The sequence below is a fragment of the Pseudomonas sp. FW305-70 genome (genome assembly GCF_058783925.1).
Genome location: NZ_JBYSYZ010000063.1, coordinates 1 through 19,970 on the forward strand (window position 1 = coordinate 1; position 19,970 = coordinate 19,970).

14 protein-coding genes are annotated in these 19,970 nt (G+C 61.0%); 4 read left to right on the top strand and 10 right to left on the bottom strand.

What is annotated here, in order from left to right; all coding sequences use genetic code 11:
- The 6 genes from AC3WN7_RS27290 to AC3WN7_RS27315 all read right to left on the bottom strand — a co-directional run.
- Window positions 1–998, bottom strand: a 998-nt coding sequence (locus AC3WN7_RS27290; RefSeq protein WP_102675711.1) for an aldehyde dehydrogenase family protein, incomplete at its 3' end; no start/stop codon positions are given.
- Between the two features lie 76 nt (window positions 999–1,074).
- A complete protein-coding gene (gene phnX / locus AC3WN7_RS27295) occupies window positions 1,075–1,902 on the bottom strand; it encodes a phosphonoacetaldehyde hydrolase (protein WP_015095080.1) in 828 nt (275 codons plus the stop codon).
- Between the two features lie 39 nt (window positions 1,903–1,941).
- Window positions 1,942–3,282: an MFS transporter gene (locus tag AC3WN7_RS27300; protein WP_102675710.1), complete on the bottom strand. Its 1,341-nt coding sequence runs from the start codon at window positions 3,280–3,282 to the stop codon at window positions 1,942–1,944.
- Between the two features lie 272 nt (window positions 3,283–3,554).
- Window positions 3,555–4,721 carry a 2-aminoethylphosphonate--pyruvate transaminase gene (locus tag AC3WN7_RS27305; protein WP_102675709.1) on the bottom strand — a complete coding sequence of 389 codons (1,167 nt, stop codon included), beginning with the start codon at window positions 4,719–4,721 and terminating at the stop codon, window positions 3,555–3,557.
- Window positions 4,722–4,973: 252 nt separating this feature from the next.
- Window positions 4,974–6,365: an FAD-dependent oxidoreductase gene (locus AC3WN7_RS27310; protein ID WP_102675708.1), complete on the bottom strand. Its 1,392-nt coding sequence runs from the start codon at window positions 6,363–6,365 to the stop codon at window positions 4,974–4,976.
- 46 nt (window positions 6,366–6,411) lie between these two features.
- Window positions 6,412–6,762 carry a RidA family protein gene (locus AC3WN7_RS27315; protein ID WP_095966202.1) on the bottom strand — a complete coding sequence of 117 codons (351 nt, stop codon included), beginning with the start codon at window positions 6,760–6,762 and terminating at the stop codon, window positions 6,412–6,414.
- Window positions 6,763–6,885: 123 nt separating this feature from the next.
- On the opposite strand from AC3WN7_RS27315, the gene AC3WN7_RS27320 reads away from it, so the two are divergent.
- On the top strand, window positions 6,886–7,761 hold the full coding sequence (locus AC3WN7_RS27320; RefSeq protein ID WP_102675707.1) for a LysR substrate-binding domain-containing protein: 876 nt from the start codon (window positions 6,886–6,888) through the stop codon (window positions 7,759–7,761).
- A gap of 189 nt (window positions 7,762–7,950) precedes the next feature.
- Window positions 7,951–9,852, top strand: a complete 1,902-nt coding sequence (locus AC3WN7_RS27325; protein WP_102675706.1) for a potassium transporter Kup — start codon at window positions 7,951–7,953, stop codon at window positions 9,850–9,852.
- Between the two features lie 90 nt (window positions 9,853–9,942).
- Here AC3WN7_RS27325 and AC3WN7_RS27330 read toward each other — a convergent pair whose 3' ends face one another.
- The 4 genes from AC3WN7_RS27330 to AC3WN7_RS27345 all read right to left on the bottom strand — a co-directional run bounded on the left by AC3WN7_RS27330 (window position 9,943) and on the right by AC3WN7_RS27345 (window position 15,347).
- A complete protein-coding gene (locus AC3WN7_RS27330) occupies window positions 9,943–12,159 on the bottom strand; it encodes a DUF3604 domain-containing protein (protein WP_102675705.1) in 2,217 nt (738 codons plus the stop codon).
- A 39-nt stretch (window positions 12,160–12,198) separates the two neighbouring features.
- Window positions 12,199–13,197, bottom strand: a complete 999-nt coding sequence (locus AC3WN7_RS27335) for a HupE/UreJ family protein (protein WP_102675704.1) — start codon at window positions 13,195–13,197, stop codon at window positions 12,199–12,201.
- Window positions 13,197–14,105, bottom strand: coding sequence for a peptidyl-prolyl cis-trans isomerase (locus AC3WN7_RS27340; protein ID WP_102675703.1), 909 nt, complete (start codon window positions 14,103–14,105; stop codon window positions 13,197–13,199). Before AC3WN7_RS27340 ends, AC3WN7_RS27335 begins: the two co-directional genes overlap by 1 nt.
- 210 nt (window positions 14,106–14,315) lie before the next feature.
- Window positions 14,316–15,347, bottom strand: a complete 1,032-nt coding sequence (locus tag AC3WN7_RS27345; protein WP_102675702.1) for an AraC family transcriptional regulator — start codon at window positions 15,345–15,347, stop codon at window positions 14,316–14,318.
- 128 nt (window positions 15,348–15,475) lie between these two features.
- On the opposite strand from AC3WN7_RS27345, the gene AC3WN7_RS27350 reads away from it, so the two are divergent.
- Window positions 15,476–17,104, top strand: a complete 1,629-nt coding sequence (locus AC3WN7_RS27350; protein ID WP_102675712.1) for a 3-(methylthio)propionyl-CoA ligase — start codon at window positions 15,476–15,478, stop codon at window positions 17,102–17,104.
- A 37-nt stretch (window positions 17,105–17,141) separates the two neighbouring features.
- A complete protein-coding gene (locus AC3WN7_RS27355) occupies window positions 17,142–19,802 on the top strand; it encodes a helix-turn-helix transcriptional regulator (RefSeq protein WP_102675701.1) in 2,661 nt (886 codons plus the stop codon).
- Window positions 19,803–19,970: the final 168 nt, after the last annotated feature.

The following is a 19,970-nucleotide window of genomic DNA, read 5'->3' on the forward strand; positions in this document are numbered from 1 at the left end:
GGGTCGCCGCGCTTGATTTGCAGGACCTTCTTCATCACCACTTGCATGAATTCGTCGTAGATCGACTCCTGCACCAGCGCGCGGGAAGGGCAGGTGCAGACTTCGCCCTGGTTGAAGAACGCCAGCACCAGGCCTTCGGCGGCTTTCTCGATGAAGGACGGTTCGGCCTTCATGATGTCTTCGAAGAAGATGTTCGGCGACTTGCCACCCAGCTCCACGGTGGACGGAATGATGTTTTCGGCGGCGCATTTCATGATGTGCGAGCCAACCGGGGTCGAGCCGGTGAAAGCAATCTTGGCGATGCGTTTGCTGGTGGCCAGGGCTTCGCCGGCTTCTTTGCCGAAGCCTTGCACGATGTTCAGCACGCCTGGTGGCAGCAGGTCGCCGATCAGTTCGACCAGCACGGTGATTCCCAGCGGGGTTTGCTCGGCGGGTTTGAGCACGATGCAGTTACCGGCAGCCAGGGCCGGAGCGAGTTTCCAGGCGGCCATCAGGATCGGGAAGTTCCACGGAATGATCTGGCCGACCACGCCCAACGGCTCATGGAAGTGATAGGCCGCGGTGTGTTCGTTGATTTCCGCCGAGCTGCCTTCCTGCGCGCGGATGCAACCGGCGTAATAGCGGAAGTGGTCCACGGCCAGCGGGATGTCGGCGTTCAGCGTTTCACGCACGGCCTTGCCGTTGTCCCAGGTTTCAGTGACGGCCAGCAGTTCGAGGTTCTGCTCGATGCGGTCGGCGATTGTCAGCAGCGCCAGGGAGCGGTCCTGCACCGAGGTCTTGCCCCAGGCATCGGCGGCCGCGTGGGCAGCGTCCAGGGCCTTGTCGATGTCTTCGGCCGTGGAGCGGGGAAACTCGGCAATCGGTTGGCCATTCACCGGCGAGGTGGTGGTGAAGTACTGACCTTTGACCGGTGCGACAAACTCGCCGCCGATGTAGTTGCCGTAGCGGGACTTGAAGGAAACGATGGCACCGGCAGTGCCTGGGTGGGCGTAGTTCATGATCGCGTTCTCTTGTTGTTTTGGGGGTGTGACCGCCCACAGGACGGTCACTGTCAGGTGCACAAGCCGCGCAGGGTCAGGAACCCTGAGGGGTTTCGCCACGAGCCAGGCGCGCATTGATGTCTTCAATGACGGCCGGCAGATCGACGATGGTGTCGATCAGGTAATGCGGGCGCGAACCTTCGAACATCCTGGTGATGCGGGCGCGTTCTTCGGCCAGCTTGTCCGAAGGCAAGTCCCTGAACTGGTCATAGGTCAGCCCCAGTGCGTTGCCGGAGCAGGTCAATGCAACCGTCCACATGCCGGCACTGCGGCCTTCAAGGATGCCAGGCCAGGTGTCGTCGACCTTGACGCAAGCGGCCACATCGCTGATGCCCAGAGCGATCACGTTGGCCAGGGCCTGGGCCGGGTGCGGGCGGCCATTGGGTACTTCGTCAGTGGCCACGACGTGGTCGGCGACGTAGCCGTTCTTGCGCGCCAGCTCGACGACCTTCTCCATGACCACCGCCGGGTAACCGGAGCACGAGCCGATTTTCAGGCCCTTGTCGCGCAAGGCATCGATCGTATCCAGGGCCCCTGGAATCAGCGCCGAGTGCAGGGCGATCTTTTCGATCTGCAAGGGCATGAATCGCTCATAAAGGGCGGTGACATCGTCATCTGTCGGCAGGCGTCCGAAGGCTGCCTGGTAACGTTCGGCGATCTGCGGCTCGTTGCACAGAGTGCGGATGTGGTCCCACTTGCCCATGCCCATCGGGCCCCGGGCTTCTGCCAGGGAGACCGCTACGCCAAACTCGGCAAAGGCTTCGACAAAAATCTGCGTGGGTGCAAAGGAACCGAAATCAACGACGGTGCCCGCCCAGTCCAGAACCACGGCTTGCAGTTGGGAAGGTTGTTTGTATTGCATGATGATTGCTCCAGGGAAAGGTGAGTGGGTAGTACGAATTCAAGGCGTGGTGCCGACAATGACCGGTTGTACCGGGGTCGATACCAACAGCGGGTTTTCCAGGGTTTTCGGCCGGCTGTTCCAGAATGGCAGCAACATCAAGATGGCCAGTATTGCGGCGCCGGTGAAGACCATGAACACGGTGATGGTGTCGAAATAACCCGGCAGCAGGCCGCCGAGGACTGCACCGACCGAACCACAGCCGTTGACGAAACCGGCGGCGGACGCAGCTCCGTCCTTGCTGCCGAAGTCGATGGCCGCCGAGCCGCTGATCATCGAGTCCGGCCCGTACAGCGTCAGGCCCATCATGAACAGCAGGCCGACCACCAGGTACAGACTGCCGCTTTGCATGGCGGGAACGAACAGTCCCAGGCAGGCGGTGAGGACTACCAGGCTGAGGACGCACACCGGTATGCGGCGAGCGCCGAAGTATTTGTCCGAGGCGATACCGATGAGGATGGGACCGATCAAGCCCGCCAGTTCAAACGAGGTAGGAACGATGGCAGATGCAACCTTGCCGATCTCGGGCATGCGTTCATAGATGATGACCGGGCCCCACAGCAGAATGGCGTAGCGGGCGGGCTTGAGCATGAAATAGGCAAGGCCGAGCACCAGCACGGTGCGATTTTTCATCACGGTCCGTATGCCGGCCCACATGCTTTCGCGGGGCACCACGACGTTGCTGACCGGTTCGATCTCGATTTCGACAGCAGGCAGGCCTACGTCTTCCGGACGGTTGCGTTGCAGGAAATAGAACAACACCGCCACCACCAGCACGACAACGGCACTGCTGATGAACGCGATGCGCCAGTCGTGATAGGCCTGATAAGCCCACCAGCCGGCAAACGGTGTGGCCACCAGACCGCCAAAGGCGTACGAGGTGCTCCAGTAACCGAGTACGCGGCCACGCTCACTGGTACTGAAGAAACTCCCGACGTTCTTGCACAGGCCCGACCAACCGGTGGATTGGGCGAAGCCCTGCACCAGCATGCAGGAGGCGAAGATCGGTAGCGTGGCGTAGGTCCCCATCAGGAGCGCCGCCGCCGCCGAAATGACCAGGCCGCTGAGGACCACCACCCTTGGGCCGAAACGGTCGGAGAAGTTGCCCCACAGGAACTGGCCCACGGCATAGGCCGTCAGGTACAGGGCGTCGAGGTTGGCCATCACGGCCTTTTCGAGCATGAAGTCCGGGTCTTCGCCAATACCCAGCTTGGCCACGGAGAACGCTTTGCGGGTGAAGTAGAAGGCGGCATACGCCACCCAGGTGATCAGGAAAATCTGCACGCGCCAACGCTGGAGGGATTTCCAGCCGGTGGCGAGAGGGCTTGTCGTGTTGTTCATGGTGTACTGATCCCGTATGTGGTGCCAGACAGCGCAAATTGGTCGGTTTTTGTTTTTGTTTTCGGTGCACAAGTCTGTCCATTCGCACGACATCGATCGATGAACGTGCAAATGGCATCAGGCTTTGATTCATGAATTACGCGATCGCTGACTCCTGCCCGGCGCTGCCGAGCGGTACGTCATCGAATCCATGGTTTAAAAAAAGATCCCTGCCCAAAGGTGCTACCCATTGCACCTTCGCTCGAATCGGCAGAGACCTTTAAAGGGGTCGATCAGGCCGCGGGCTTGAACATGTCCACGTCCATGGCGACCAGGCTGTCCGCGATTGCACGGAGCAACTGGTGGACGATGTATTCGTCGATCTGGCCGATGCAGCCGATGCGGAAACTCTCGGCAACGGTCAACTTGCCGGGGTAGATGATGAACTGCCGGGCCTTGAGTTCTTCGTAGAAGCGCGTGAAATCGAAGTTGGGATGTTCAGGGCTGAAGAACGTGGTGATGATCGGCGACAGCCAACGGTCTTCCAGCAGCGTCTTGAAGCCCAGTTCGCGCATGCCGGCAACCAGCACGTCGCGGTTGCGGGTGTAGCGCGCCAGTCGGCCGTGTACGCCACCTTCGTCGCTGTGCTGTTCCAGTGCCTTGTGGAACGCCACCACACTGTGGGTCGGCGGAGTGAAGCGCCATTGGCCGGTGCGCTCCATGTAGGCCCATTGCTCGAAAAGATCGAGGGACAGCGAGTTGGCGCGGCCTTTGGCGGCTTCCAGCACGGAACGGCGGATGATCACGAAACCGAAGCCCGGGATACCCTCGATGCACTTGTTGGCGGAGGACACCACCACGTCGAAGGCTATGTCCTTCACCGTCAGCGGCACGGCCCCGAAGGAACTCATGGCATCGATGATCAGGCTCTTGCCGTGGGCCTTCACGACATCGGCGATTTCACGCAGCGGGTTGAGGATCCCGGAGCTGGTTTCGCAATGGACGACGAAGACGTTGGTGATGTCAGGGTTGGCCTTGAGCAGGGCGTCCACTTCTTCGGGCTGGGGCGGCAGGTAATCGCCCTTGTCCAGGGTAATGAACGCACGACCGAGGTACTCCAGGGTCTTGGTGGCGCGCTGGCCGTAGGCGCCGTTCATCAGCACCAGGGCTTTGCCGTCACGGGGGATGGCGGTGGCCAGGGCGGCCTCGACCGAGTAGCTGCCGCTGCCCTGCAGTGGCACGCAGGCGAAGCTGTCATCCTCTACGCCGGCCATGCTCAGCAGTTTCTGGCGAACTTCAGCGGTGACCTGATTGAAGGCACCGTCCCATGATCCCCAGTCGCGCAGCATGGCTTCCTTGGTGGCTTTGGAAGTGGTCAGCGGGCCTGGGGTCAGCAGGTAGGGTTCACCCAGGGCTGGGGTTGCCAGTGGCTGGGTAGTCGGGAATTCGGCTTTGGTCATGATCTTCTCCGGCGATGTTGTTTTTGTGGGGAGTGATGCATGGGTTGATAAAAACATCTGGCAAGAAATAACTGAAATCGATTTATCACATGTCACAAACAAGCTGAGCTTATAACTGAGGTGGCACGTGGCCTTCGCTTGGTTGGTTCATCCGCAGCAGGAATTCAAAGGCAGCAGAAAGACCCCGCGCGGTGAATAACCGGGCGGGGTTTTCTGTTCGTTAGCGTGAAATTTCGCTTCGGGGCGGGGCGCTTATCCCTTGTCCGCCTTGCCGGCGGCTGCCGCGAATTTCGCCAGGCGCACGTCAAGTCGACGGGGAGGTCGGTTGTGGTCTTCAGCATGCTCCTTGCGGCGAATGGCGTTACGCACCATCAATGAGCCCAGGTAGCGCACCGGCTCCGGCGGAAAATGCCCAAGCGGACCTTGCACCAGCGGCGAGCGCGTCCAGGGGTTGTCCACCCCGAGCACCAGTGACGACAGGATCTGCCCACCCATATGGCACGGACCCACGCCGCTGCCGGAATAGCCGAAGCCATAGAAGACGTTGCCGCTCGCGCCCATGCGGCCGAAGAAAGGCAGGCCGGTGACCGAGCGATCGGAGGGGCCGTTCCAGGTAGCGGCGATACCGACGTCGGCAAAATCCGGAAAGAACTCCGTCAGCGTGTTGCGCAACAGCCCTGCGTAGGGCGATGGCTGGTCGAAAACCGGCAGGATACGACCGCCGTAGGCAAAGGTGTTCCCCCCTTTGCCGAGCATGATCCGGCCGTCCGGGGTGTTGTGGTAGTAGTGCACGAAAATCCGCGAGTCGAGCACGGTGACCCCGCTGGTCAGGCCGATGCGCTCGAGCAAGTCCGGTCGCGGCTCGGTGATGATCATGTCGCTGGAGACAATGGCCACCGAACGCGAGAACTGTGGAAAGGCGCGGGCCATCCAGGCGTTCATCGCCAGCACGACCCGGTCGCAGGTCACTTTGCCGTTCGGCGTATTGACGCTGGCGGGCATGCCTTCTTCCAGGCTGGTCATCGGTGTGCCCTCGAAAATCCGTACGCCCAGTTCCAGTGCCACCCGGCGCAGCCCACGGACCAGCTTGCCCGGCTGCACACTGGCAGCCGCCGGCGAGAACCAGCCCTCGATGTGCCGGGCCGAGCCAGACATGCGTTGCACGTCAGGTAGCGCACATTTGGCGAAAGAGTTGATGCCATGGCGCTCCAGTGCCGCGATCACCCCGTCGGTCGAGCCGACCTGGGCGCGGTTGGTCGCCGTGTAGAGCGTGCCGTCGAGACGGTAATCGGCATCCACCGCGTACTTTTCGCAGAAGGTGCCGATGGCGTAGATGCTCTGCTCCGATTCCTTGACCAGGCGTATCGCCTCCTTGACGCCGAACAAACGCTCGAGGGTGAAGTACTTGGCCGACCATGACAGCGCACAGCCGCCATTGCGCCCACTGGCACCGGCACCGCAGATGTCGGCTTCGACGATCACCACGTCCAGCTCGGGATTCTGTTCCTTGAGCATGATGGCGGTCCACAGACCGGTATAGCCACCGCCGACGATGCAGACGTCGGCGCGGGTGTTCTGTTGCAGCGCAGGGCAGGGCGCGGCGGGTTGATTTTTCAGGGCCTGGTCCAGCCAGTAGGGGCGCATGGGGTCATCTCCGTTGGATCGGTTCGAGGCAGGGTTTTGGACGCAATCAGCCGCACGCGGCGACCACGATCATTTCCACGCGCCAACCGGGGTCGATCAGCTGCGCCAGGGTGCAAGCGCGTGTGGGGGCATGGCCTTCAGGGAAAAACTCGTCCCAGACCCGGTTCAGCCCTTCATAGTCTTCGCGATGGGCGAGCAGGATGCGCACCGAAAGCACCCGCTCGCGGCAGCTGCCGGCACTGAGCAAAAGCTGCTCGACAGCGGCCAACACCTCGCGGGTCTGCGCCTGGATATCACCCTGCAGGTCCGTGGCGACCTGGCCACCGATATAGAGATGGTTGTCATACCGGACCATGTCCGAACGGCGTTTTGTCACAGCGAAACGTTCAATTTCCATAGGGCATTCCTGGAGGGATACGAGGGACGGCACTTGTGAAAATCATGCTTGCAGTTCACTGTTCATAAATAAAATCGATTTATCGTATGAATGAATAAGTTGAACCTATAGCAAGGTGCGCCAATGACGATTTCCCATACCCAACTCAAGGCGTTTCACGCCGTCGCCATGAATGGCAGCTTCACCCGGGCGGCCGAGCAACTCTGCCTGTCGCAACCTGCGGTATCCGACCAGGTGCGCAAGCTCGAGGATTATTACGGGGTGATGGTGTTCTACCGCGACAAGCGCCTGGTGCGCCTGACGGAGGTGGGCGAGCGGCTGTTCGGCCTGACCCAGCGCCTGTTCGATATCAGTGTCGATGCCCACGACATGCTCACGGACTACCGCACCCTGTCGACCGGGACCCTGAACCTTGCCGTGGATGCGCCGGTGCACGTCCTGCCCTATGTCTCGCGCTTCTGCAGCCGTTACCCCGGTATCGATGTGAAGATTGAAACCGCCAATACCGATGAGGTCCTGCAGCGGTTGTTCAGTCACCAGGCCGACATCGCTCTGTTGGGGCGCGACATCGAAGACGACCGCTTGATGTCGCTGCATCTGCGCAGCGATCCCATGCTCGCTTTCGTCGCCCATGACCACCCCTGGGCGCAACGAGCGTCCATCTGCCTGGCCGACCTGCACGACACGCCCATGGTCCTGCGCGAGCAGGGCTCGGTCACGCGCTTATCCCTGGAGGAGGAGATGGCAGCGGCGGGCCTGCACATCCGCAAGGCCATCGAAGTGGAGGGGCGTGAAGCCGCGCGCGAGGCGGTGGCGATCGGCATGGGCGTCGGGGTCGTCTCGGCCGCCGAACTGGGCTCGGATTCACGGGTTCGCGGCTTGCCGATCATTGACTGTCAGCGGCACTTCACCGAGACACTGGTGTGCCTGCGCGCGCAGAGCTCGCGGCGTATCTTGACGACCTTTCTCGACATGGTTCGAGAAGGCCTGGACGGGTGAGGTTTATCAGAACGTTTGGAGGCTGCCGTATAAATTTTTACGCTTTTTTTACGGTAGGCGGTTTTGCCCCCAACGATACTGGCCGCGATTTTTCAGACCATCCATGCGCCTGCATTTCCAATGACGCTGGCACTGGATTGCCCAAGGATGGCGTGCACTGTCTCCCCCGCAATTTGAGAGAAGCGACCCTTGAGTGAAAATGTAATCAGCGCGCAAACAGACTCCCAATCCAAAACGTCAGGAGCGGGCTTGATCGTCGCCGCCGTTGGTGTGGTTTACGGGGACATCGGCACCAGTCCCCTCTACACGCTCAAAGAAGTCTTTTCCGGCCACTACGGGGTTCAGGTCAATCACGACGGGGTGCTTGGCATTCTGTCGTTGATCTTCTGGTCGCTGATCTGGGTAGTCTCGATTAAATACGTGTTGTTCATCCTGCGAGCCGACAATCAGGGCGAAGGCGGCATCATGGCGTTGACGGCGCTAGCCCGCCGCGCGGCAGCACCTTACCCGCACATGAGCAAGGTACTGGTACTGCTCGGCCTGTTTGGTGCGGCACTTTTTTACGGGGACAGCATGATTACCCCGGCTATTTCGGTGCTCTCTGCGGTTGAAGGACTACAGCTGGCGTTTGACGGGATCGAGCACTGGGTTGTGCCCTTGTCAGTGATCGTGCTGGTGGCGCTGTTCTTCATACAAAAACATGGCACGGCTCGAATCGGCATCCTGTTTGGTCCGGTCATGGTGCTGTGGTTTGTGGTGTTGGGCGCGCTGGGGATCTACGGGATTTTGCAGCGCCCGGAAGTGTTGCAAGCGCTCAACCCTGTTTGGGCCGTACGGTTCTTCGTGGTTCATCCGGGAATGGGTGTGGCGATTCTGGGGGCTGTCGTGTTGGCATTGACCGGTGCTGAAGCACTGTATGCCGACATGGGCCACTTTGGTCGAAAGCCGATTTCCCGTGCCTGGTTCATGCTCGTACTGCCCGGTTTGGCGCTCAATTACTTTGGCCAGGGCGCGTTGATCCTGGGAAACCCGGAGGCAGTACGTAACCCGTTCTATTTGCTGGCGCCTGACTGGGCATTGCTGCCGATGGTCGCGCTCTCCACCCTGGCCACCATCATCGCTTCACAAGCCGTGATTTCCGGGGCTTTCTCCCTGACTCGCCAGGCCATTCAGTTGGGTTATATCCCGCGCATGTTTATCCAGCACACCTCCAGTCAGGAGCAGGGGCAGATTTACATCGGCACGGTTAACTGGGCATTGATGGTCGGTGTTGTCCTGCTGGTCATCGGTTTCGAGTCGTCCAGTGCATTGGCCGCAGCCTATGGCGTCGCGGTGACCGGGACCATGCTGATCACAACGATCCTGTCTTCGGCAGTCGTCCTGCTCCTATGGAAAACCCCGCGCTGGCTGGCCATTCCCATGCTGCTCGGCTTCTTGCTCGTAGACAGTCTGTATTTCGCGGCCAATGCGCCGAAGATTTTCCAGGGCGGTGCGTTCCCGGTGATTGCCGGTATTGGTCTGTTCATTTTGATGACGACCTGGAAGCGCGGCAGAAAGATTATTGTCGAGCGGCTGGATGAAACGGCGCTGCCACTACCGCTGTTCATCAGCAGCATCCGTACGCAACCGCCCCATCGCGTACAAGGCACGGCGGTGTTTTTGACGGCCAGAACCGATGCTGTTCCTCATGCGCTGCTGCACAACCTGCTGCATAACCAGGTTTTGCATGAGCAAGTGGTATTGCTGACAGTAGTGTCTGAAGACAGCCCTCGCGTGAGTGCTGATCGGCGGTTCGAGGTTGAGGCCTATGGTGAAGGGTTCTTCCGGGTCAGTCTGCACTTTGGTTTTATCGAGGAGCCCGATGTGCCCTTGGCGTTGAGTCTCTGTCACTTGACCGAACTGGACTTCAGTCCGATGCGCACGACCTATTTCCTCAGCCGGGAAACGGTGATCCCGACCAAGCGCATCGGTATGGCCCGTTGGCGAGAAAGCCTGTTCGCATTTTTGCTGAAAAACGCCAATAGCAATCTGAAGTACTTCAAATTGCCATTGAATCGGGTAATTGAACTGGGCACACAGGTTGAGATGTAAAGAGTCATCGAGTGGCCTTTTGGGTCTGCGGTCCTTTCGCGTCAATCTGCCGGCACCGATGGATGCAGAACATCGGTGCCGGCCTGCGCGCTACTTGACCGCTTCAACCTCATAATTCACATAACCGAACTCGTTGCTGCGAGCCGCCACGTACTTGCCGTTCTGCTCGAACACCGTGGCCTCGAAAGGTGTGCCGCCGAGTGTTGTCAGCAGGTGCCCGTCCTTGATTTCATACTTGGCCGGTACGCCGAACTGACCGCCGTGCAGCATGTTCAGGTATTCCCCCTCGGCGGGCGCCTTGCCATCGACGCTGGCGACCAGGCGTTGGCCGTCGGTGCCATAGACGATTTCGAATGTCTGGCCGGTGACGGTATTGCGCACCTTGATGGTTTTGCCCACCACGAAGGTTTGCAACTGCTCGTTGGTCAGCGCTTTGGCGCCTTCGGTTTTCAGTTGATCGATGGTTTTGCCGCCAGCGACAGTCTTGCTGTCCTCGGCTGTCGGCGTGTACCAGATCGGTGAGGTCCACGCGCGCTCCTGGACGGTGGGCGAGACGTCGGCCGGTGGCGGTACTTGCAGCTTGGCCGCGTCATAGGTGCTCCAGCGCGGGGTCGGGATCTGTAGCGCGCGGGCGTAGTAGAACGCGTGCTGGGCCGGATCGAAGTCCGGATCGACCCAGACTTTTTTCAGCTCGGTGGCACCGATGGTATTGGTGTAGGTCGCCTTGGAAACATCGACGGTTGAGCCCACCGCAGGGACTTTGCCGGTGACCGGATCCGGTTGGCGATCACCGGACCAGGCGACGTCGTAGACCTTCTCGAAGGTCTGGCCGTTTTTGGTCCAGCCCTTGATGATCTGGATTCGGTCGAGGTTGCCATCGTCGGCATCCTTGACTGCCCATACGACGAAGGACGGTGCCTGCTTACCCGGTTTTGCCGGCAAGTCGCCGCCCATGGGAACGCCCTTGGCGTAGGCGGCATGCACCCAGTCTTTTTCGTTCCACAGACTGCTGTCGAAGCCCCAGCCGCCAAACATGCGCACGGGGATGCGCACGCCGCTGGTGCCGTAGACCTCTTTACGCTTCATGGCATCGAAGATCGATTCACGGGTGTTTTCTTCCGCCCAGACGCCGGCCAGGCCGGAGGTGCTGGTTTGCAAAGCGACCATGCCCGAGTTGTCTTTGCCAGAGAGGCGCGCGGCCGGGGTGCTGTCGGTAAATCCGTGGGAGCCGAAGTTGTTGCTCTGCAAATAGGGAATCACTCCGTTGTGCGAGTCGCTGGCACCGACTACGCCCATTTTATAGGGGTTGTACCCACGGGTTTCCTGCAAGGCCATGCCATTTTGCCAGGCCTGCCTGATGTAGCTGCCATTGAGTTTCGACGTACTGTTGTCGACGCCAAGCAGGAAACTCATGATTTCGTAGTTGGCAAATTCATCGGTTGGCGACAGTTCGGGGTGGGTTTCGGAAGTGCCCTTGACCTGGTGGATTTCGGTGAGGGATTCATTGCGCATCCGCGCTTGCGCCCAGGCGGCATCAATGGGCCGGCCACGGTCATCGACGTCCACCGGAAACATCAGGCCGTTGCTGAGGTTGGCATTGTGGGAGATCGCCAGTATTTCGTTGCCCTTTTTCCGTTGATCGTCCATCCAGCTCCACAAGTCCTCGGGTTTGTTCGAGTCGAGGGCCGTGAAGGGCAGGTCCGGCACCTTCTTCGAATCGCGGAAAAACACATTGCGGTGCATGTTCTGATTGTTCGGTGCCGAGGTCCATTCATAGGCGACGAAGGTGGTGAACTTGCCGGGCTTGTAGTACTTGTCGGCGATGGCGATGTTCTGCTGCCAGATGTTGCCGGCCACCTTCGGATCAATCAGTTCCTTGATGGGATTGTTCAAGCTGCCGGCGATCCATTTGAACACCCGGTTGAAATCTTCCGGAGTCTTGACCATCAGTTTTTGCGCGATGGGCAGTTTGCTGAAGTCTGACTTCGGATCGTTGGCCAGGGCGATCACGCCGACGTATTCCGAGTGATCGGTCACGCCATGGAAATCCAGCGGTCGGCCTTTGAGCTGCACTTCAAACCCCATCGGGTGCTTGACCGGCATGCCAAGCGAGTATTGGTAGGCTTGCTCGGGATCGACCTGATGGTTGCCGATCAGGTAGGCATCGATCGACCAGGAGCTGTGCGAGTGCGTCTGGCCAAAGTAAACCTCGCGGTCCGGATTGCCCTCTGCCAATGCCAACGAGCTGACAGTGAGCACGGCGCAACCGAGCAGTGACGGCGTGCTGAAGTGTGTAGGGGTTTTCATATTCCACGTCTCCGGAATACGGCAGTGACAGGGTGAAGTTCAGGCCCAGAAACTCGAGACTCGTTCGAAAAACCAGAAGGCCGCCAGGGTTCCCAAGCCGTAAGCCGCAACCGGTCTGGCATACAGCAGCGCGGACCGTGGCAGCCGACAACGCAGCAACAGCGCTCGCAGGCTCAGCACGGCGGCGACGAACATCAACTGACCGATCTCGACGCCGACATTGAAGGTGAACAGCGCCAGCGGCAGGTCGCGCTGGGGCAAGCCGATCTGCGCCAGCGCACCGGCAAAACCAAAGCCGTGCAACAGGCCAAAACAGAACGCCACCACCCATGGCCATTGGATGGTGAAGCTGACGTCGCCACGGTTCTTGCGGACGATTTCCACCGCCAGCAACAGGATGCTCAGGGCAATCGTCGCCTCCACAGGCGGGCCGGGAAGCTGCACCGCCCCCAATGCTGCGAGCGCCAGGGTAATGGAGTGGGCGAGGGTGAACGCGGTGATGGTCTTCACCAGCATCCAGCCATTACCCACCAGCAGCAGGAGACCGAAGACGAACAGCAAGTGATCGAAGCCCCCCAGGATGTGCTGGATGCCATGGACCAGAAACGCACCGGCCACCGAGAACATTCCCGGCGTGGCAGCGATTTCCATCCAGGGTTGCGCGGGGTGGACGAGGGTGGTGGTCAGGCTGCCGTCCAGGCGCGCGACACGCACCAGCACATCGGTGATGCTCGCTTGCAGACCGACAAACTCGATGCGCTGCCCGACCAGGCCGGCGGGACCGGCTTCAATGACCCGGCGCTCGATCAACGAGTCGTTCAGTTGGCTTTCCACCGGATCAACGACAGTGCGCACACCTTCGGCGAACCGCAGCGCAATCGGCAAGCGCATGCCTGACAGCACCGGCGTGCGCCACAGTACGTCATAGCGCCCGGCAGCCGTTTCGTTGAGTTCCAGGTACGCGGGGCGCGACTCATGGGCCATGGCGCTCAGCCCCATGCACCCGAGCAGCAACAACAGCCAGACCCTGTGCCTCATCACGGCTGCTCCGTCTGGATAGCGGCAACGTCAGCGGCGGCAGCCGGCATCACCACCACGACTTCATAGCGTGCTTTGAGTGCATCGAAATTCGCGCGTTTCGATTCGCTGCGTTGCTCGGACAACCAATCGGACTTGACCTGCTGGGCCACGGTTTCGAAAGCCGGTGCCGGTGGTTTGGCCAGCGTATCGATCCACAGCAGATGCCAGCCAAAACCTGACTCCACAGGCCCCACCCAACGTCCCGGCGTTTGCTGGAACAACGAAAGGGCGAACTTAGAACCAAAGACCCGCGCCACTTGATCCTGTGATTGCTCTGTGTAGGCGCTTTTAAACATGAACGCATCGCCTTCAGCGCTGTTGGTGTCAGTCAGCCCTCTCAGCGCGGCCTGAGCCTGGGCCTGCGCATCCGCGCCGCGTTTGTCCAGGGCGAAGAACACATGATGGAAGGTCGCCAGGGGGGGCGGGGCATATTGGTCCTGATGCTGGTTGTACCAGGCCTCCAGTACACCCGGGGCCGGGTCGCGAAGTGAGGCGACATCTTCGGCGAGGAAATCCATTTTTTGCGCCAGTCGGCGGCGAATGATGGTGTCGTCTTTGTCCAGGCCAAGTTTCAGTGCTTCGCGATAGAGGATTTCCTCTTTCACATAGTCATCGATCAGGGCCTGCAACTGTTGCTCCGAGGCGGGGCGTTGCCATCGTGCCAGCCAGGAAATCGCGATCCGCTGAACAACTTCAGGGGTAATTTCGATGCGTTGCGGATCTTGATTGACCGTTGAACGGTGCAAACCTCCGTACAGGACGAAGAGTGCAAAACCGGCAACTAAAAAGTGCAGTAACGGCTGGCGCAGGCATCGCTTGATTAACGAAAGTCGAGATTCTTTCGCTTCGCAGACGCTCAAGTTCATGACTTATTGCCCCACGCTATTCTCGAATGGTTTTTGAAACAGAGTGGAGTATCGCTGCTGGGCCGGAACTTTCCACCGAGGTTAATCACGATAAGCACTAAGCATTAGTCGCAATCGGATTAACCCGTTTCCCGGGCTCGTGCAGTCTTGCACCGATACAGCCCGGGACGGAGCTGAGAAGACAACTGGTTTTCGCCGCGATCATCGAGTCTAAGGCGAAATGAACCGCGGGTTCGCGCCCGCAGCCTGCGCGCGGTAGGCTTTGGGCGGGCAGCCCTGGGCGTTGTGGAAAAAACGGCTGAACGCACTCAGGCTGGAAAAACCCAGCACCTCGGCGATCTGTGAAAGCTTCAAGTCGGTCTGGCTCAGGTATTTGCGGGCCAGGTCCAGCTTGGTCTGCTGTTTGATGGCCTGGAAGGTGGTGCCGCTGCCGGCCAGCCTGCGTTGCAGGGTGCGGCGGCTCTGCAGCTGATTGAGGGCGACGGCGTCCAGGGGCGCGCCACTGCTGGACAGCAGTTTGCGCACCGAGTCTTCGGTTGCCGAGGCCGGGCTACGGTTGCGTCGCTGTTGGTTTTCCCGCTGGTAGTCAAGCAGGGCGGGGCGGGAGAAGGGCTGTTGCTCGCTCAGTGGATGTGCCAGCACCTGGTGGCTGAGCAGCATGCCGTTGCACTCCTGATTGAAGAACAGGTTCTGGCCGAACACCCGTGTGTAGCTGGCGCGGCTATGGGGTTCCCGGCAACGCAGCATCACGCGTTCGGGCGACCACTGCGGATACAGCGCGCCGCGCAGTTTGCGCGCGAGCAGGGCCAGGCCCAGGTGGACGGACTGGGTTTCGTCGATTCCGGCCGTCGCGGTCACTTCGTAGTGCACGGTCATCCCCAGTGCGTGTTGCTCCAGGTGCACCAGGGCACCGGACATCAGCACGTGGAAGTAGCGTGACAGGCGTTCGAGCCAGTCGCCCACCGTGGTCGCTTCGCTGACGATGTCGAGCAGCGCACTGCCCAATACGCCCATCCCTTGCTTCTGTGCCAGCAGCAACCCGAAGTCCTCGCGACCGGTTTCCCGGGCGGCCAGGTCGAGAAAATGCACCACCTTTGGCACCGGCAGGAGGACGTCCAGCTGGTCAAGCGACTGCGGGGCAATCGATGCCCCATGGGCCACTCGCCAGGGGTCGCCGTGCAGGTCGGCGATCAGTTCGCGGGCACCGTACAGGCACATGCTGCGAATGAGATGAGTATCCATGGCACACGCCTTTGAGGATGAATGGCGCGAAGTATCAAATGATTGGCGCGTTTTATCAAATAAATGCCCGGCGCCTGCGCAGAATACAACCGCCCGAACCTTACAAAAACCACAACGGAGCGATTGCCATGCTGGGTCTGATGCAGGATCACCCCTTACTCATTTCTTCGGTACTGGAGCACGCGCTGTGCTCGCACCCCCAGGTCGAGATAGCCTCGCGCCTGCAGGACGGCACAGTGCATCACTGCACGTACGCCGACATCGGCCGGCGTGCCAGACAATTGGCCAATGCCCTGACGAACCTCGGCGTGCAGCCCGGCGAGCGGGTCGGCACCCTGGCCTGGAACGGCTACCGGCACATGGAAATGTTCTATGGCGTCTCGGGCATGGGCGCGGTATTGCACACCATCAACCCGCGGCTGTTTGCCGAGCAGATCGAGTTCATCGCCAACCATGCCGAAGACCAGTACCTGTTTTTCGACCTGTCGTTCGCGGCCCTGATCGAGCAGCTTGCGCCGCGACTGACCACGGTCAAGGCGTTCGTCGCGCTGGCCGAACGCAGCCAGATGCCGCCCATCGTCGTGCCCAACCTGCTGTGTTACGAAGACCTGATCGGCGATGAACCCGAGACCTTCGCCTGGCCCTGCCTGGATGAACGCGTGGCGGCCTCCCTGTGCTACACCTCGGGCACCACCGGAAATCCGAAAGGGGTGTTGTACTCTCATCGCTCGACCTTGCTGCATTCGATGGCCACCTGCACGTCGGACGGGTTCAACCTGTCCTCGGCCGATACGGCGCTGCTGGTGGTGCCCATGTTCCACGTCAACGCCTGGGGCATGCCCTATTCGGCGGCGATGTGCGGCGCGCGCCTGGTCCTGCCCGGCGCGGACCTCGACGGGGCCAGCCTGTATGACTTGATGCAGCGCGAAAGAGTCACCCTGGCCCTGGGCGTGCCCACGGTGTGGATGAGCCTGCAACAGCATGTGCAAAACGCCGGGCTGACGCCGACCGCGGACCTGTGCCTGAACCGGGTCGTGATGGGGGGGGCCGCGGCGCCGCGCAGCCTGGTGGAAACCTTCGAGACTCTTTTTGGCGCCCGGGTGCTGCAAGCCTGGGGGATGACCGAGATGTCGCCTTTGGGCACGGTGTGCAATGCCTTGCCCAAGCACCGCGACGCCTCGCTCGACGAGCGCATCGACCTGCAAGCCAAGCAGGGCCGGGTGTTGTTCGGGGTCAGGATCAAAATCGTCGATGCAGACGGTGCCGAACTGCCCCGTGACGGCCAGGCGTCCGGCCATTTGCGGGTCAAGGGGCCGTGGATCGCCAGCCAGTATTATCGGGGCGAGGGCGGGGACTTGCTCGATGAACAGGGTTGGCTGGTCACTGGCGATATCGCAACCATCGATCCGGATGGCTACATGCAGATCACCGATCGGGCCAAGGATGTGATCAAGTCCGGCGGTGAATGGATTTCCTCCATAGACCTGGAAAACGCCGCCTGCGGCCACCCGGCGGTGGCCGAAGCAGCAGTCATCGGCGTGCCCCACCCCAAATGGCAGGAACGGCCGTTGCTGGTGGTGGTGCTCAAGCAGGGCATGTTGGCGACGCGGGACGAGTTGCTCGGCTTTTTACAGAACCACGTGGCCAAGTGGTGGCTGCCCGACGCGGTGGCTTTCGTCGAGGCACTGCCCTATACCGCAACGGGTAAAGTGCAAAAAATGAAATTGCGCGAACAGTTCCGGGACTATCGTTTATAACCAGCGATACTTTGTACCCCAGTCCAAAGGGCCCCCCATGGATCGCATTGCACCGGAACTGGTCCTCAAGACCACGCCACCGCGAAGTCAGAAAACCGCTCACATGCGTGAGCGGCTGAGCATCGACTCCGCGGCCCTGGCGGACAAAATGGCCGTTGCCGTGCAAGGCCCGGCGGGGTTCGGCAAGACGTTTCTGCTGGCCCAGTGGCGCCGGGAGTTTCTTTCCCGTGGGGCGGTGGTGGCCTGGTTGACGCTCGATGAACATGACGATGGCGTTCGATTCGCCGGGGGACTGTCCGCGGCCATGGCCATTGGCAGTGGACGGCCAACGTTTGCCGGTTTCCTGGAGCGCATGCCCGGACCCGGCCGCGACGAGATGGAAGGGCTGACCGACTGGTTGGCCGAGGTCGCGGACCTGGGGGGCGAAATCGTGCTGATGCTCGACGAAGCCGACCGGCTACCCGAAACCACTGTGCGTCATTGCCTGGCCTACCTGCTGCACAATGCCCCGGCCAACCTGCGCATCATCATGGCCTCCCGTGGGCGCCTGAACCTGCAGGTGGCCGACCTGCAGGCCCGCGGCTTCTATGTCGTCATCGGCGCGGACGCCTTGCGCCTGCGGGTGGAGGAAACCGTGGCGATCCTCAGCAGCCGCTTCGGCCAGCGTATCGATCCGGACCTGAGCGTGCGCTTGCACGAAGCCACAGAGGGCTGGTCACTGGGCCTGCAACTGGCGATCGCTTCCATCGAAAAAAGCCCGAGCGTGGTCGCGGCGGTCGAAGAGCTGTCGGCAGGGACCGGTGATATACGACGCTATTTCGTCGACACCCTGATCGCCCACCTGCCTGCCGAACAGATTGAATTTCTGATCAGCATTGCGCTGCTGGAGGTGTTGCATCCGTCCCTGTGCATCGCCTTGACCGGCGACGAGCAGGCCGGTTTGCGCTTGCAGGAGCTGTGCGTGGCAACGCCGATTTTTGTCGAAAGCGTGGACAGTGAATGGGTGCGTATCCACCCGCTGGCCCGGGAGTTCCTGCTGGGGCGCTTTGCCAGTCTGCCCGAGCCCCGACGCCTGGACCTGCATGAGCGGGCGGCCAGCTGGCTCGAGGCCCATGAATTCCTGGAGCAGGCGGCTCGTCATTATCTGTTGGCCGGGCGCACCCGCCAGGCCTATCAGATGATCGAGCAATGCCTGTATGAAATCATGTTGCGCGGGCAGTTCAGCCGGGTCCTGGAATGGGTGGAGGAGCTGCCGGCGCAGGAGGTCGAATCGCGCTCGCGCATGTGCCTGGCGGCCGCCTGGTCCCTGGCCATGAGCGATCGGCATGAGGAAGCAGTGCGCCTGGTCGCCGGTCTGCGGCAGGACCCGGCGACCGATGACAGCACGCGTTGCGAAGCAGCGATGATTGTTGCCACCGCCGCCTATTTTGCCGACCGGCCGGACGAATCGCTGGCGCTGGTGACCCCTTGGGTGGACGCCTTGCCGACTGGCGAGATCAAGTTACAGGCAGTCTTCGCCAACCAGATCGCGCGCCTGACCCTGTTTCAGGGCCAACCGGAAAAAGCTCGACGGATCTTTCAGCGGGCACCCTTGTATGCCTGGAGCTCAGGCCTGGACGCCATCCGCGGTTTTGGCGAATGGGTGATGGGCCTCAGCTATGTCAGCGAAGGTCGCCTCGTGCCGGCCGAAAGAGCGCTGCGCGACAGCCTGGCTCGCGCCGAACAGGACATTGGCCGACGCAGTCCGGTGGCGGTGATGTTGGCCAGCGGACTGGCTACAGTGTTGCTCGAGCGCGATCAGTTGCAAGAAGCCGCCACGGTCCTGGCCAACCGTCTGGACGTGGTCGAGCGCCTGGCTTCTCCGGATGCGATTGTATTGGGTTTTGTCACCGCCTCTCGCCTGGCGGTCCTGCAGGGCCAGGGCCATCGTGGTTATGACCTGCTCGAGGCGCTGTTCGTGCTCGGCGAAGAGCGCGGCATTGCGCGTTTCTGCATTGCCGCACTGGCCGAGCAGATTCGCCTGCACGCACAGCAAGGCCGGGCCGATACCTGCCTGGCATTGGGGCGCCGGCTCGATGCCCAGGTGCCGCAGGTCGCGCGTGAACAAACAGGCCTGCTCGGGCCGGAACTGGCCTTGATGGTGATGCTGGCCAAGGCCTATATCGCCCATGTGCAACGTGACTGGCAAGGGATGCTGGCGCTGTTGGAGCGTGCCGGCGAAACAGCCGAGCGCATTCGTCGCGGCCGTGAAATCGTGCAGATCAAACTGCTCAAGGCGTTGGCGCTCCACGAGTCGGGCGGCAACGGCCTGGCCTGCCTGCATGAAGCGATCAGCCTGGCCGAGGAAAACGACCTGCGGAGGATTGTCGAAGACACCCACCCGCAATTGCTCAAATGGTTGCGCCAGATCCGGCACGAGGTACCCCCGGCCGCTGCGCAAGGCACACCACCCCCCGCGCCGGCGCCACTGGCGACCAGCACGGTGTCGCCCAGCCGGTTGCTGACACCCAAGGAACGCGAAGTCTTGCAATTGCTCGCCCGTAACCTGTCGAACAAGCAGATCGCCCTGGCGCTGAATGTCGGTGAAGAAACCGTGAAATGGCATTTGAAGAACCTGTTCGGCAAGTTCCAGGCCGGCACCCGCAAGCATGTGGTGGATCGTGCCTACATGCTTGGCATCCTCGATGCAGCCAGCTGAAACCTGGTCCTTCTGCTCGCGCATTATTTCCGGTCCGCCACGGCCAATGTGAGCTGGATGAACGCGGCGCGCTTGAGTCCATCGCCAGCAGGCTGGCTCCTACAGCTTCAGCGTGGGCACGTTCCCTTGTGGGAGCTGGCTTGCCAGCGATGGTCGTTAACGATAACG